We start from the raw sequence: 15987 nt of genomic DNA, 5'->3' as shown, positions 1-15987 counted from the left end.
ATGGCTGATGGCGTTACCGCAGAATTAAATGAATTGATAGGTCTTCGACGTTATGCTCAATCGGTTCAATATCAACCTGAGATGAAGGCGTTACGCTCTGGAAATCATTTGTCTAAATTACGCGGTCGAGGGATGGATTTTGCTGAAGTAAGAAATTATCAGGCCGGTGATGAAATTCGCCATATGGAATGGCGTGTCACTGCTCGAACGGGAAGGCCTCACGTTAAAATTTATCAAGAAGAACGAGAACGGCCAGTGGTCATTCTCGCCGATTTCAATCCCTCCATGATTTTTGGTACTAAAATCGCCTTTAAATCAGTCATAGCAGCACGGCTAGCCTCCATATTAGCCTGGACTGTCATTAAGCAAGGGGATCGAATTGGCGGATTCTTTTTCTCAGCCACTGAGCACAGTGAATTTACTCCGCGAGGGCGTGATTCTGGAGTGCTTCCATTACTGGCTTCCCTGAGCCATTATACCGCGCAGACTGACGAACAGCGCGAGGAAAAGCCGCGAATGCTTAGCGATGCCTTGGTCAGATTACGTCGGGTAATAAGACCTGGCAGTATTTTAGTATTAATCAGTGATTTTTATTCTATGGACAGTGAGTGTGAGAAACACTTAAATCGGTTGCGCGCCCATAATGATATTCTGGCTTATCAAATTTGTGATCAAGTGGAGCTTGCCCCCCCAAAACCACAGCAATACGCCATTACTAATGGACAACAAGAAATAATTCTCGATACCAGTCTTGGGACTGTGAGTACGGCTTATGAACTTTATTGCCAGCAAAGAATAGAACAATTAAAAGAGCAATTTAAACGCTTGCAAATTCAGTATGTACAAGTCATGTCCGACACTGATCTGGCGCAATTGGTACGCCAGACTTTTCCCCGGAGGACTCGTGGCTAAAGCAGACGCATTAGCGCAATTAAAAGACATACATCTTCCCGAGTCTATCGGATGGTGGCCCTTGGCTCCTGGTTGGTACGTAGTCATGCTGCTTGCTTTGTTTTTACTGATCGCTGTGGCTTGTTGGGCTTATAAAAGACATGCTAATGCCTTAGCAAAAAATCAAGCTTTGGAGTTGCTGAATAGCTATAAAGAACAATATGAAAAAGAGGGTAATGCTCAATTGGCTAGTGCTCGGATTTCAGAATTATTAAGACGAGTGGCCCTCGTATATTATCCGCGAGCTGAGGTTGCCAGTCTTCATGGCGATGCATGGGTAGCATTTTTAAATCAAACCGGTAAGGGAGTTGATTTTGAACCAGTGAAATCGATGCTCTTAGATTCACCGTTTAAAACGTCAGAAACAGTAAATCTTAAGCCGCTGATCATGCGGGCACAACGCTGGATTAAACAAAGAGGAGCACCATGTTCGAATTAGCCGCTCCATGGGTATTAGTGCTTCTTCCCCTTCCTTTGATCTTTTGGTATTTATTACCGCGTGCCAAGGTAAAACTTCCTACCGCCTTAAAAGTTCCTTTTTTTGACGCGATGGTCGGAATAGTGGAGCAAGAGAAGCGCTCTATTTCGGCCCAATCCTTATTATTAATTCCTGCTTTGATTTGGTTATTATTAGTTTTTGCTTTGGCCGGGCCTCGCTGGGTTGGTGAACCAAGGCCGGTCGCTCGCGACGGTTATAACATTATGATGGTTCTTGATTTATCAGGGAGTATGGAAATAAATGATATGCTGTTGCATGGACGGCCAACAAGTCGTTTAAACGTCGTTAAGCGTGCTGCAGAACAATTTGTTCAGGATAGAGTTGGCGATAGAATCGGTTTGATCTTGTTTGGTACTCGTGCCTACTTGCAAACCCCCTTAACCTACGATAGACATAGTGTTTTAATGCGTATTGAAGATGCCACCGCCGGTCTGGCTGGTAAAACAACTTCAATAGGCGATGCTGTCGGCTTAGCGGTTAAACGTTTGGAAAACGTGCCAAATGCAGGACGAGTTATTATTCTGCTAACGGATGGGGCTAATAATTCGGGAGTATTGGCTCCCTTAAAGGCTGCAGAGTTAGCCAAGGACGATGGAATCAAAATTTATACTATAGGTTTGGGTTCTGAAGCCGATCCCAGAGCCCTGAGCAATGACTTTTTAATCATGAATGCCTCGGCAGATCTGGATGAAGACACCTTAAAAAAAATGGCAGCAATGACCGGCGGCCGTTATTTCCGGGCAACCGATACAGAAACATTACAAGCAATCTATAAAACGATTAATGAACTGGAAACAGCCAGTCAAGAACAGGCAACCATTCGTCCGCAAAAAGACTATTATCCCTGGTTTGTGGGTTTTGCTTTACTCTTGTGCTTTTATTGGATGGTGGCAAAAGCCGATTTGGTTTCAGAAACGAACTCTTTGTTTCAGCGGCGGGAGGAATTTAAGTCATGATGGCTGAATTTCACTTTTTAAGGCCATGGTGGCTAATGGCCATAATTCCTTTAATAGGGCTTGCCATCATTTTATGGCGACAAACTCCCCAATTACATGCGTGGAGTGAAGTATGCGATAGTCATTTGCTTGAGCATCTCTTGCAAAAGAAAGGGAAGGGTAAGCGTATGACCTCTTTGTCCTTTTTATTTTTGAGCGCCTTGTTTATGATTTTTAGTATGGCAGGTCCTACCTGGCATAAATTACCGGTGCCAACTTATAAATCCATACTGCCAAGAGTTTTACTATTAGATATGTCTTCTAATATGATGATTTCCGATTTAAGCCCTAACCGTTTGAGTCGCGCGAAATTTAAATTACACGATTTATTTGAGCGTAAAGATGTGGGGCAAATAGGATTAATCGTATTTACAGGAGAGCCTTTTGTGGTATCTCCTTTAACCGATGATGGGCAAACTATTTCTTCTCTGTTATCTACGTTAACCCCCGATATTATGCCCGTAGGAGGGCAAAAATTAGATGTTGCATTGAACGAAGCGAGCCAATTGATTCAGCAAGCGGGTTATAAACAGGGGCAAATTTTAGTTTTAACAGCCGATACCCCTTCGGTTAAAGCGATGGAAACAGCGAAACAATTAGCCCAGGCAGGAATTATTTCCTCCATTATGCCAATAAAAGCCGATAAAGATTTAAATCCCTTGTTCCAGCAATTCGCTAATTCTGGGGATGGACAGTTAATAAAGTATTCCCCCGACTCAAGCGATTTAGAGCAATGGATAAATGCCGGTAGTAAAAACAAACAATTCGCGCTTAGTTCCGAAGATGATATTCCTCTTTGGCGCGATGAGGGGCGTTGGTTTTTAATAGGTGCATTACTTTTTTTATTGCCAGTATTTCAGCGTGGTTGGTTGCAGAGGGTGGCAGTATGATACGTTGTCTGATCGTTTTATTAATCTCATTACTCTCGTCTCCTGTTTTGGCATGGAGCTGGCGAGACTTGTGGTATACACCCGATCAGCAAGGGCAATCTTTAATGGAAAAAGCACAGTTTGCAAAAGCAAAAGAGACGTTTGCACGCAAGGACTGGGCTGCAGCCGCTGCGTATAAATCGGGAGATTATCAGCGTGCCATGGAGTTATTTAAAGAGCTCAACAATGAGCAAGGCTATTATAATCAGGGCAATGCATTAGCTCATTTGGGGCAATACGAACAAGCTATAAAGGCTTATGACAAAGCGTTGGTCTTAAATCCCAATAATCAAGATGCAATTTATAACCGTAAATTAATTGAAGATTTATTGAAGAAAGATAAAGAAAAAAAACAAAATAAAGATCAGCAAAACAAAGATCAACAAAACAAAGATCAACAAAACAAAGATCAGCAAAACAAAGATCAGCAAAACAAAGATCAGCAAAACAAAGATCAGCAAAACAAAGATCAGCAAAACAAAGATCAACAAAACAAAGATCAACAAAACAAAGATCAACAAAACAAAGATCAACAAAACAAAGATCAACAAAACAAAGATCAACAAAACAAAGATCAACAAAACAAAGATCAGCAAAACAAAGATCAACAAAATAAGACTAATAAGAATCAGCAGAATCAAAAACAAGATCAAAATAAAAAAGATAATGAACAGAACGAAGGCGAGGCACAATCCGAAGCGGATCGAGAGAAACAACAAGCAAAAGAACAATGGTTACGCTTAATCCCGGATGATCCGGGTGGATTGATGAGAGAGAAGTTTTTACGTGATCATTTAAGAAGAGAGCGTGGGTGGTATCAATGAAAAAGTTAATCCTGTGGGTTTTTTTAAGCTTATTTAGCGTGCTGGTACATGCCGAAATACAAGTGCAGGTTGATCCTTCTCAGGTTACTATCGGAGAAGCCTTTAAGTTAACCTTAATTCAAGCGGATCCGCAGAATGGAGGTGTACCTGATCTTACTGTCTTGCAAAAAGATTTTGTTATTTTGGGTACGGAAAGAAATGTTAATTATTCCATTATCAATGGACAAGCTCAATCATCCAGTCAGTGGGTGGTAGCCCTAAGAGCGAAAAAGTCAGGTATATTGACGATACCCGCAATAAAAATTGGCTTGGAGCAAAGTACACCAATCACCATTAACGTGGAGGCTGGTTCTAAGACCCAAGACTTACAACTTAGCTCAGAACAATCGCAAGATGTGTTCTTGACTACGGAAGTTGATGAAAAAAATCCCTATGTTAATCAACAAATTATATATACCGTTAAACTTTATTACAGTAAGCAATTATTGAATGCGGATTACCAGGGGCCGCAAGTGGAAGATGCTTTACTGATTCCTTTAGGTGAAGAAAAACGTTATCAAAAAGTACAAAACAATACTAATTACATGGTTGAAGAACAACGTTATGCCATTTTTCCACAAAAAAGCGGCTCTTTAAAAATAAAGTCCCCTATCTTTACTGCTCTGATTTATGACATTGACCCGCAACGAATTCAGGCAAGGGACAAACCTATCAAATTAACGGTGCAATCAATCCCTAATCAATTCAAGGGAAAAATATGGTTACCGGCTAGACAGGTTCGATTGAGCGAACACTATGAAAATTCCAGTCAAAATATTAGCCAAGGAAGTACTTTAACGAGAACAGTTACCTTGGAAGGAGTTGCTATCCCCGCTCAATTACTCCCCTCTCTTGATTTTAAAGAAACGGATGCATTTAGTGTGTATCCTGAGAAGGGTGCTGATCATAATCAAGTAAAAGAAGGGCAATTGGTCGGTAGCACAGAAATTAAAGTGACTTATTTATTTAATAAAGCAGGAAAAATAACTATTCCTGAATTACGTTTGCCCTGGTTTAATACAGAAACTGGCAAGGAAGAAACAGCCATTTTAGCTCCGCGGAGTTTGGAGATTACCCCTTCAAGTTCAGCAGCAGTGAATAATGCTTCCTCTTCTCCGACAGCTAATAAGGTAGGTGCCACCAAGCAACCTTCTTCTGACTCACTATCCCCTATCCAAGCCTCTAATAATTGGGCTTGGGTAGTGGCGGCTCTTTTTGCTCTGGCCTGGCTCCTTACCCTAGGACTATGGGGGTGGCAGCGACGATCAAGAAATTTAGGAAAAGGCCAGTATAAAAGCGCTTTAGACGAATTGGATAAAGCCTGTTCTCAAGGTAATCCCCAGAGTGCTCGTGATGCTTTATTAAAATGGGCTGCTCTGCATTGGCCAGATGCTCCCTTATTAAATCTGACTGACTTGACTAAATTGGTTAGAGACGCGCATTTAAAAAAACAATTGCATGTACTGTCCCAAGTTTTATATGGCAGCGAAGATAAAACTTTATGGCGTGGCGATGAATTATTAAGAGCGGTTCATTCCGTCAAGCGGGCTCAGACCAGATCAAAACGAAAACCACAAGTCTTACCACCAATTAACCCTTTTTAAGTTTTGTCCGACTTCTGCAAGGTCTAACTGGCGTATGATTGGGAACCATCTATATAGGTAAATTACCTCCTATAAACAGGATGTGTTTTTTAAGGAGCATGAATGTTAGTCAAGGAATACATTCGTTGTGATGTCCACGACCTGGTCAGCCTTATCAAAAGCCGCCAGGTAAGTGCTGAAGAAGCACTGGATTGTGCTCTTGCACGAGTAGATGAGGTCAATCCTGCCGTTAATGCCATTGTGATGGATTGCTCACAGTTTGCGCGTCGGTGTCTTGCTAACATGCGCGGTGATGAGCCTTATTACGGCGTTCCACTATTAGTTAAGGATCTGGGGCATGCTATTGAAGGAGTAATAAGTACTGAAGGTTCTCGCTTTTTTTCCAGTAATATCGCTCCTCAATCAAGTGATTTAGTGACCAAACTGATTTCTTTAGGATTCGTTCCTTTTGCTAAAACAAATATTCCTGAACTGGGATTATCCTATGTTACCGAATCTGCTTTGTTTGGTCCTTGCCGTAATCCCTACGATCTCAACAGAACTGCTGGGGGATCTTCGGGAGGATCGGCTGCTGCCGTGGCCACAGGAATTGCACCGGTCGCTACAGCAAGTGATGGGGGTGGCTCTATTCGTATTCCTGCCGCTTGTTGTGGTTTATTTGGTTTCAAGCCGACTACCGGTCTAACGCCTACTGGTCCCCTGGTTGATGAGTTATGGTCTGGGATGGCCACTAATTTTGTGATTAGTCGCTCTGTTCGGGACACCGCGGCTCTTTTTGAACAATTGACAAATCAAAATCGAGCTCATGTCCTACCCCACCACAAAAAATCCTTAACCATTACTTACTTGGAAGGTGCTTTTGCACCTGTAGCTGTTGATCAGCAATACCTGCAGGCAATAGAAAAGGTCACGGAATTATTAAAAAAAGCAGGGCATCATCTTAATAAAAAACATTTAAACTTGGATCTTAATGCTCTAGGAGAGTGTACTATAACTCTAATTGCAGCAAATACTTGTGAGATGATCAATTTACAACAACAGCGATTAGGGAGAAAAGCAAAAAGAGAAGAGTTAGAGCCGATTACCTGGGAGTTCTATCAACGTGGCCAAGCTCTTTTGGCGCATGAATTTATTGCTGCAAAAAACAGACTATATCAATTAGTGCGTCCCTTACATGAATTGTTAAATCACTCTGATGTGGTGCTTACTCCTGCTTTGGCTCAGTTACCTATAGCAATAGGTCAATTAAGAACGGATGATGAGTTTTCCAGTTATTTACAAAAAAATACCGAGTTTTCCCCTTTTACGTCTTTATTTAATCAAGCGGGTTTGCCTGCCATGTCCTTGCCGGTATTATTTCATCATCAATTACCCCTTTCTGTTCAGCTGGGAGCAGGAAAAGGTAAGGATTTACTTCTTTTGTCTTTAGCCCGGGAATTATCCGCTATGGCACCTGATATTATTCCAGTTCCTCCCATCTGATTAATTAAATTTGTATGAATACTTGATAGCTCTTAATTTTATTGTACGTTAATTTATACCGCAGAATAGAACGGATTAATTCATTTGTTGATTTGTTTTATTCGTTGGTTATTAATTATACTGATTATTAATTATAAAAGGACTATTAATGAAAACATTACCATCCAGCGTAATTTTTATTGGAGCAGGCCCCAGCGCATTATTTGCCGCTCGCAGGCTGAAGCAATTGGCCAAAGAACAAGGCAAAGAGATAAAATGTATTCTTGTTGAGCGGGAATTAGAAGTGGGGGGGAAATGCCGTACTTTTTCCGATCCGGATCATCATGAACTTAAAACAGAGTGGGGCGCCGGAGCAGTTGCGGCCAATTATGGTGTGGTGATTGATGCACTAAAGGAGCATGGGATTGCTTTTGAAAACATGTTGCCCATCGAGACTCAAACAATAGAACTAAGGCAGAAATATGACAAGCTGACGATCTCTGAAAAAATGATGTTCATAAAAAAATTGGTTGAAGAGATTACCGTTTTTAATAGTGATTATGATGTTTATAAAAATGCAAAGCAAAATAAAATGGAGCTTCCTGAGGAGTTAAGCAAGCCTTTTGAGAAATATGCAGCACTTAAAAAAATGGAGCATCTGCCTCTTTTTTTGAAACCACTGGTGCCTGGTTTTGGCTATGGATCTTTATCACATTGTCCAACCTACAGCATATTAGAGTATTTAGGTAAAATGACTATTCCCGAGATTCTTATCGCGGAAAATATATTGAAGCAACCTGGTTTGCTGGCAATACATGGCGGCTTTCAGCTTTTAATGGCGAAAATAGCGGCTGGCTTTGATGTTCGTCTGGGAGCCCAAATAACTCAGATTGAAAGAGCGCTTGATAAAGTGACAGTCCACTATCTACAAGATGGTGTAGAGCATAGTGAGACGGCAGAAGTATTGGTACTAGCGACCTCGCCCAAAAATTGGCCATCGTTGAATTTGAAATTAACAGATACGGAAAAAAAATGCGTTAATCAATTGGAGTATTACCGTTATCCTGTAGCTGTTTATCGAATTAAAGGCTTACCGCCAAAACAATATTATTTTCCCAAAGCCTTGGAGGAGTCGGGTTTTGGTCATTTGGCGCTGATCACCTCCAGAGACAATCGCAAAGAGCCAGAAGAGGGGCGTTTATGTACGATTTATATCAATTTGCCTTCCAATAATAATAATTATGTTATCGATCATGAGCTTATTCAGCACGAATTAAAATCTATTGGAGGCGTCACTGGTTCAGTCCTGGTTAAAGATAAAGTTTGGGAAGATTATATGTCTACTCTTCCTTGGGAGGTTCGATTAGAGCTGGATAAAGAGCAGCAAGACAGTAATACCCTTTATTTGGGGTCTTATGCTTTGGGAGGATTTGAAGATGTGGTGTGCGTTGCTAATAAAGCGACAGATACAATTAATGAATTCTTTTCTCCAAATATGAGTTATGAAGAGAATGGTAAGCTTGAAAACATCAAACGCGCTTGGTATTTTTTCAGCGATCCAGTTTATGCCCCTATAAGTTCTTTTGATAAGCATCCGGATCCGACGAATCGATGCATGCTTTTTTAATAAATAGGTCTTTTTTATTTTGATGTAGCTGACGCGATGCAGGATGTAAATCTACTTCATTCCTGTATTCGCTTTTAGTGCAGCTGCACGTTAAAGGCCGTTCAAAACAAAAGGTTAATAATTGGTCATTTTTTGGTAAAATTGTACCTATTTCTCGCCATTTGTGACGCTTTAGATTATACTTATAATTACTTGTAAGAGAGGAATTCTTGGTTAAATCTTGTTTTTCGTGAAAAATCCTTCCTTGGTTGTATTAAGTAACGAATTTATAGCGACCAAAAATGATGAGTTTTACTTTGAAGAACTTCTTGCAAGGATATATTTAATTTTATTTGGAAAGTAGAAATGTCTGTGAAAGAAACTGGCCACGTGAAGTGGTTTAATGATGATAAGGGTTATGGTTTTATTAGTCGTGATAATGGTCAAGATGATGTGTTTGTACATTTTAGAGCCATTATTAGTTCTGCAGGACGTAAAACTTTAGTAGAAGGTCAACGCGTAGAGTTCTTGGTAACCAAGGGCGCCAAAGGTTTGCAGGCGGAGGAAGTCACTGCTATCTGACATCGTTTTTTTTCTACTCCTCATGGAGGGGATGGGTAATCCCCTCAGATTTTTCCAACAGAGGTACAGTTGTTACTCTATGAGTTTTTTCAGCTGAAACCTATAGCCACGCCGTCAGGACAATGCTCGGAGTGCTCATAGCTTGCTGGTCTATTTTTATAGGCGCCCGCAGCAAATAATCCCACCCCTGAGAGGGTTAGTGCAACACCGACACCGGCTACGGCCAGTCCTGCAACACCAAAAGTTGCTGCATTAAGAACGGTAAATGCTACGGCTATTGCGGCAATTCCTGCTGCAGCGATAAAGCCACCTAAAATCATCATGCTGATATTCTTCAAAGAGGACGATTGTGGTTCTTCTCTCGTCTGTTGCGGTGGTTGCTGCTGTTCTTCATGGACTTCTTGCTCATCGTTTTCGTTAGACCCAAGAGTATTATCTTTCTTTGCTATGGCATGATCAATATCTAGAATAATTTCGCCGTTGTCTGAATGATAAATCCTGGAGTTCTCTCTTATGGTCTCGTAACGGTCATTATCATAGGCCATGATAAATTCACCGTTTTTAACTCGATAAAGCCTGGCGCTTACTAACTCTTTAGCTGCCGTATTCCCGTATGCTGCGGCAAAAATTAATATATCCATGGATTCTGTATAGTCCTTTCCACAAAAACCCTTTTCTGTCTCTGTAAATATTTTCTCCAATTTTTGTTGGGCCTGCGAGCATCCATTACTTAGGGCATATAGATAAGGAAGTACTGCGGCTCTTGTGTTTTTGGCAATTCCGCGGCCTTCTTCAAGCATAACTCCCAGCTCGTAATTAGCCATTACATTTCCTTGAGCTGCGGCAAGCTGATACTGTACCACTGCGGCTGCCTCATTTTTGACAACCCCAATGCCATGAGCAAGCATAAATCCCAGATGATATTGCGCCATTGCATCCCCAGACTTTGCAGCCAATTCATACTGCACAAATGCCCCTGTTTCGTCTTTGGCAACACCACGGCCTTCTTGAAGCATCATTCCCAGGCCACATTGAGCCCTTGGATTCCATTGAGCTGCAGCACACCAGAAATGCTCAACTGCTGCTGCCTCGTCTTGGGCTATTCCAATCCCATCGGCAAGCATACATCCCAGGTTATAATGACCTATTGCATCTCCTTTAGCTGCGGCAAGCTGATATTGCACTACTGCTGCTGCCTCATCTTGGTCCACACCCAGGCCATTGGCAAGCATAAATCCCAGGTTACATTGAGCCCTTACATCCCCTTGAGCTGCGGCATGCTGATACAGCACCACTGCTGCAGCCTCGTCTTTTTTCACCCCAATGCCATTGGCAAGCATGCATCCCAGGTTGTATTGAGCTTCAGCATTGTTTTGTTCTGCGGCAAGCCGATACTGCGCCACTGCAGCGGCTTCGTCTTTGGCAACTCCATCACCAGTGGCATATCGTCTCGCTAACTCTAGTTGTGCATTAACATCTCTGTTTGCAGATTTTTGAGCTAAAGTTTCAATAGTATCACGCGGCATAGCACACTCCTCAATTAGTATATAAACGTATTCAATCGACATTGAGGTGTTTTCTTATGATTTTGGATAGTGAATCCATATTCAGTATCCATTAGAAACTAATCAAGACTTAATGAGTGAATAGGTTAGGAATGCTAGAAATAAAAGCTAGTTTCGCTGAACCAAAGCGCCATGAGTGCTGGTGTAACGAATACACCTTTTCTTCATTAGGTCTTTACCTCAGCGACGAACCCGTTTAATGATTAAAACTAGGAAGTACCAGTTCTCCATTAGTCCTTAAGGAGAAGATAGGTCGCGATATCTGACTGATTTTCAATTATATCATGTGTTTAATAATTGCTCAATCGGTAAGGAGATATATTTTAATGATGTATTAACAATTGTAATCTATTATCTTTTGTTTATTAGTGCTTGTACTAGAAAACAGGTGAAGCATTACGGTTGTGGAAATCTTTCATTAACTTGATATGACGGAAAGCACTTAATTTAGTCCTGTTCGCGAGCTAATTAAGCAGAGAGCCATATAAAAAATCGTTATTTATCAAATTTATTCTCTAAAAATTCAAATGCTGGCTTTCGTTTTTCTCTTAGGTATAATGGTTCTTATCAAACTTGGTCAGGATGACGCAATGATAAAAACCATTACCCTGTTTTTGCTTGCCTGTTCCTTCACTGTTAATGCTTCTCACGCGGTCAGCGGTACTTTTGAAGCCACCCAATCATGTCCGGCTTACCTATCTAAAAACCATAAATCTAATCCCGATAATTTAATGGTACAACCGACTTATCATTATCCTCTCAAAGAAATAAATAAAACGCCTCCTAACTGGTTACGAATAGAAATGCCTAATAACCATAATACCTTGCGTTGGGTGAGTTCTGCTTGTGGGATCACCGAATATAATGAGCGTGATACCAATCGATGTATCTCTGATGCTGGAATGGCTGATTCTTATGTTCTAGCCCTGAGTTCACAGTCTGGATTTTGTCAGACCTATGGTTATGAAGCCGGAAAACCTGAATGCATGAACTTGTCGCGGAATTCTTACCAAGCCAGTCATTTAACCCTGCATGGGTTGTGGCCCAACCAGGATGCTTGCGGCCAGCGTTATGGCTTTTGTGGGGTAAGTCCCCGCCCTAATCATTGTGATTATTCTCCCCTGGATTTAAATTCTGCTGTCGCAGAGAAACTAAAAAAAATTATGCCCGGTTATCATTATGGCAGTTGTCTGGAACGACATGAATGGAATAAACACGGCAGCTGTCAGATTTTAACAGCCAATGATTATTTTACCTTGGCAATGCGGTTAACAACAGAAGCCGATCAGACGGCTTTTGGCCAATATTTGACGAAAAATAAAGGTGAAACTGTAAGCTTGGCTACTTTGCGTGAGCTGCTTGCCACGTCCTTTGGTAAGAATAATGCAGAGAAAATTTATCTGGGATGTAAAGACGGGGTATTAGTTGATATTTTCATTCAACTACCTTCATTAATTCCCCTTGATGAACCTTTAAATTCATTAATAGATAAAGCACCTGCTTATCCAGTACGTGATTCTTGTTCCAGTAAAGTAATTCTTTCCAATTTTACTAAAGAGTCCTGGTTTTAGGCACACTGTATTGTTGCACATTGAAGGAACTTACTCTAATGTAGAGAGATTGTTGATACAGGAATTAAGAACATGCTCAAGCGGTACTATTTATTGATTTTAAGTGTCTTTTTATTGGCGGGTTGTACCCATCATGGGCAAAAAATGCCCTCTTCATCAATAGAAGGCTCAGGTCAAAGTACCAAACAATACCGGCAGATTTCTGAATTTACTCAGGTTGATGTTCAAGGACGAGTTAATATTCATTTACATACAGGCTATAAAAAGCCGCAAGTTCTTTTAACAGGAGATCCCAGAGATTTAGCTCAGGTGAAAACTGTCGTAAACGGAACCACCCTCTATTTGATAATAGGTAATGGCTTTCCGCGTTATGGTGCGGTGAATGCCGATATCCGCGGACGATTTCTTAATCGCCTAAGCTATAAAGGGGCGGGCCTCATCACGGGAAGTCAGTTGCATACCAGTTTCCTTGAGCTTTATTTGGCTAATGAAGGCACCACACAATTAGGGGGAACCATTGGTTTGCAAAGATTGGAAGTAGTGGGGAGTGGGCTGACGCAAATCAGCGGTATCACCAGTCATGACTTGCAAATTCGTTTAAAAGGAAAGCCTAAGGTGCAGCTGACAGGGTTTGTGACCCTCTCCAAACTGAACGTTGATGGGCAGGGTTGGTTAAGCCTATATTGGGTAAGAAGTAATCATTTAACGGTTATTGCTAAAAAAGCTGCAAAAATTCAATTAGCGGGTATTGTCAATCGGCTTGAAGTGGAATTATGGGATGCTGCGCGGTTTAAGGGGCGTTATTTACGCGCTCAACGTAGTTTTATAAGGACACATAATAAATCAGTCGCTGAAATTTCTGCCGTTAATCATCAAAGTACTCTGGCCACGGACGCCAGCGATATTTACTATTATAATATTCCTAATACTCGTGCTGATTTCATGGCTTTTAACGGTTCCGTATTGAATATGCGAGAATGGAGCCTGTTTGAGTTAGAAGAGTTCACCCGCTACAATAAACAATTCCCCTAGGCTTTAATTGAATTGGATTCGATAGCTATTGGCTTTATCGAATCCAATCTTCGTGTCCATGGCCGGTGATGAAAGAAATACCTTCCCCATATCCTATTCCTCTTAACCTGATGTCTATAGAGCATGACCCAGAACTACGTTTGCTATCGTTGGGAGTTTACTTTATTAATACACTCAACAATTTCTTTAAAATCATTATCTAGCGGTAGAATATGGGCAGAATTTTTTAACCAATGGATGTGGGCATTGGGAAGTGGGGTAAAAAGTTGCTCTACTTCTGCTGAAGCAACCACCTCATCATGTACTCCCAAAAAGAGATCAACCGGGCAAGTGGGCGGTACCCATTGATACTCTTGAGATAAAGTGAGCATTTCAATAATGGAAGTAACCGGTAGTTTCCGATAAGCGATTTCCGCTTGTTTATTGGTGATAAGGTTGCCCGCATTATTTCGCAATTGATAAAACCCCAAACACTTGAGTATTTGGGCTAGTTTTAACATGAAAGCGACATTCATTTTTAATTTGAGAGCGGGGGCTAAGAGAAAGAGGTGATTTAAGGAAAATCGTTGGCTTAATTCACAAGCCAATAAACCGCCTAAAGATAAGCCCAAGACATCAACTTTGTTGTATTCGTTGACTAATATCTCACAGGTTTTATTCGCCGTGAAGCGCCAATCTTTGGCTGTAGAACGAGCGAAAGCGTCTATGCTCTTTGCATGTCCCTCTAAGACAGGGCAGACTATGGCGTCATAATGTTTTATTTGAGGAATAAGGCAGCGATAAACGGCAGGCGAAGAGGAAAATCCGTGTAGCAGCAGTAATGCCCGTTCAGAGCCTGCTCCCCGTTTATCGACAGGTTCTAGAAGAGACATTTCTTTACTGGTTAAACCAGAAAGTTGTTTCCCTCGCCGCATATAGCGAAAATCGTCATTATTCATGATTAACCTTTTTTACCGATCACCCAATATGCTTTAAGTATGCATAATATAGCGAGATGAAACAAATTTAGATATGCAAGTTTGGCAGTTCGTTTGCAAAATTAATGTAAATTTACCTATAGTCTTAACTCATTATAGAGTTAATTTTGGTATGATGAATTTATTAAATTTATTATTGTACTATTTCACGGGTAAAGTGGGCATCAATTTTGATTAGAGCAGTCAGCCAGTTGGTTATTGATGTGCTATCTTTAAATTAATAGAATAAGATTTTCGAGGTTTATTCCATGTCCAGCACTCCAGAAGACACCGGTCTTGACACAAGTAGTAATCCTGCCCCTGATTCAGGGACAACTCCGGCTCCAACAACGCAAGGTTCAACGACCCCCGGTCCAACAACTCCCGGTCCAACGCCTCCGGCACCAGAACCGGAAAAACCTAGTCTGCTAAAAAAAGCAGCAAAGGGACTTGCATCTGGCGCAAAGTCACTGGCATCTAATGTTGGTAATCAACTAGCCAGCAATCTTGGTAAGCCTGGAGAGGCTAAAAAGGACAATAAAGATAAACCAGAAGATTTGATGAAACTGGTAGACAGTCTTGCCGATACAGTGGGTAATATTAATAAAGGAATAAATGGTTTTTTAGGAAGTGCCATTCAAGCTGGATTTGATAAAATTGTAGCTAAAGTTAAAGGTAATCAGTCGAGTAGTAGTCCAGATGGCCCCAATGATCCGAATAATACGACGACTCCTACAACCCCGACAACAGGTGGCAATACACCAACAACGCCCCCTGCACCTCAGAATACGTCGCCTCCTGCGCCTCAGGACTCAACAGCTCCTGCACCTCAGGACTCAACAGCTCCTGCGCCTCAGGACTCAACAGCTCCTGCGCCTCAGGACTCAACAGCTCCTGCGCCTCAGGACTCAACAACTCCTGCGCCTCAGGACTCAACAGCTCCTGCGCCTCAGGACTCAACAGCTCCTGCGCCTCAGGACTCAACAACTCCTGCACCTCAGGACTCAACAACTCCTACGCCTCAGGACTCAACAACTCCTGCACCTCAGGACTCAACAACTCCTACGCCTCAGGACACGTCAGCACCTACACCTATAGAATCCTCAAATCCTACGCTTACGCAGGGGGACCCTCAGTCAAATCCAACGCCTCCTTTGAGTAGCCTATCTTCTGATACAGTTTCAGATCCTAAAGAGCCGATTCAATCAACCAGTAATGACCAATTTCCTCAAGATAGCGGGCAATCGAAAAATCAAGCTCCTGCCCCCACTGAGACGGAGAGTCTTGACAGTGGTCCGAGCGGCCCACCGATGTAACGTATTTTACAGCTTATCTCTGAGTGATGGGTATCGTTCAGAGATAAGTTGAAAACA

At 41.7% G+C, this 15987-nt stretch carries 14 protein-coding genes; 12 read left to right on the top strand and 2 right to left on the bottom strand.

The window, feature by feature from the left end; translation table 11 throughout:
- The 9 genes from LOX96_RS02480 to LOX96_RS02440 all read left to right on the top strand — a co-directional run bounded on the left by LOX96_RS02480 (position 1) and on the right by LOX96_RS02440 (position 9490).
- Positions 1-912: a DUF58 domain-containing protein gene (locus LOX96_RS02480; protein ID WP_250420223.1), complete on the top strand. Its 912-nt coding sequence runs from the start codon at positions 1-3 to the stop codon at positions 910-912.
- Positions 905-1390 carry a DUF4381 domain-containing protein gene (locus LOX96_RS02475; protein ID WP_250420220.1) on the top strand — a complete coding sequence of 162 codons (486 nt, stop codon included), beginning with the start codon at positions 905-907 and terminating at the stop codon, positions 1388-1390. Before LOX96_RS02480 ends, LOX96_RS02475 begins: the two co-directional genes overlap by 8 nt.
- Positions 1378-2406: a VWA domain-containing protein gene (locus tag LOX96_RS02470; RefSeq protein ID WP_250420217.1), complete on the top strand. Its 1029-nt coding sequence runs from the start codon at positions 1378-1380 to the stop codon at positions 2404-2406. The genes LOX96_RS02475 and LOX96_RS02470 overlap by 13 nt, the downstream gene beginning before the upstream one ends.
- Positions 2403-3335: a vWA domain-containing protein gene (locus LOX96_RS02465; protein ID WP_250420214.1), complete on the top strand. Its 933-nt coding sequence runs from the start codon at positions 2403-2405 to the stop codon at positions 3333-3335. Before LOX96_RS02470 ends, LOX96_RS02465 begins: the two co-directional genes overlap by 4 nt.
- Entirely contained in the window at positions 3332-4198 is an 867-nt protein-coding gene (locus tag LOX96_RS02460; RefSeq protein WP_250456346.1) for a tetratricopeptide repeat protein, read from the top strand. Before LOX96_RS02465 ends, LOX96_RS02460 begins: the two co-directional genes overlap by 4 nt.
- On the top strand, positions 4195-5841 hold the full coding sequence (locus tag LOX96_RS02455; RefSeq protein WP_250420205.1) for a BatD family protein: 1647 nt from the start codon (positions 4195-4197) through the stop codon (positions 5839-5841). The genes LOX96_RS02460 and LOX96_RS02455 overlap by 4 nt, the downstream gene beginning before the upstream one ends.
- Positions 5842-5943: 102 nt before the next feature.
- Positions 5944-7323, top strand: coding sequence for an amidase (locus tag LOX96_RS02450; protein WP_250420202.1), 1380 nt, complete (start codon positions 5944-5946; stop codon positions 7321-7323).
- A gap of 148 nt (positions 7324-7471) precedes the next feature.
- A complete protein-coding gene (locus LOX96_RS02445; protein WP_250420199.1) occupies positions 7472-8929 on the top strand; it encodes an FAD-dependent oxidoreductase in 1458 nt (485 codons plus the stop codon).
- A 345-nt stretch (positions 8930-9274) separates the two neighbouring features.
- Positions 9275-9490 (top strand): cold-shock protein, encoded by a 216-nt coding sequence (locus LOX96_RS02440; protein WP_250420196.1) that lies wholly within the window; start codon positions 9275-9277, stop codon positions 9488-9490.
- Positions 9491-9579: 89 nt separating this feature from the next.
- Here the strand turns inward: LOX96_RS02440 and LOX96_RS02435 are convergent, their stop codons facing one another.
- A complete protein-coding gene (locus tag LOX96_RS02435; RefSeq protein ID WP_250420193.1) occupies positions 9580-11016 on the bottom strand; it encodes a tetratricopeptide repeat protein in 1437 nt (478 codons plus the stop codon).
- Positions 11017-11645: 629 nt separating this feature from the next.
- On the opposite strand from LOX96_RS02435, the gene LOX96_RS02430 reads away from it, so the two are divergent.
- Positions 11646-12626, top strand: a complete 981-nt coding sequence (locus LOX96_RS02430) for a ribonuclease T2 family protein (protein WP_250420191.1) — start codon at positions 11646-11648, stop codon at positions 12624-12626.
- 72 nt (positions 12627-12698) lie between these two features.
- Entirely contained in the window at positions 12699-13658 is a 960-nt protein-coding gene (locus LOX96_RS02425) for a GIN domain-containing protein (RefSeq protein ID WP_250420188.1), read from the top strand.
- A 143-nt stretch (positions 13659-13801) separates the two neighbouring features.
- On the opposite strand, the gene LOX96_RS02420 is transcribed toward LOX96_RS02425, so the two are convergent.
- Positions 13802-14596: an alpha/beta hydrolase gene (locus LOX96_RS02420; protein ID WP_250420185.1), complete on the bottom strand. Its 795-nt coding sequence runs from the start codon at positions 14594-14596 to the stop codon at positions 13802-13804.
- Positions 14597-14883: 287 nt separating this feature from the next.
- On the opposite strand from LOX96_RS02420, the gene LOX96_RS02415 reads away from it, so the two are divergent.
- Positions 14884-15930 (top strand): hypothetical protein, encoded by a 1047-nt coding sequence (locus LOX96_RS02415; RefSeq protein WP_250456345.1) that lies wholly within the window; start codon positions 14884-14886, stop codon positions 15928-15930.
- The last annotated feature ends 57 nt before the right edge of the window (positions 15931-15987 follow it).

Origin of the sequence: Legionella maioricensis (assembly GCF_023618015.1) — a bacterium.
GTDB lineage: Bacteria > Pseudomonadota > Gammaproteobacteria > Legionellales > Legionellaceae > Legionella > Legionella maioricensis.
The sequence above is the reverse complement of the archived record's forward strand: the minus strand, read 5'-3'. Positions and strand labels throughout refer to the sequence as shown.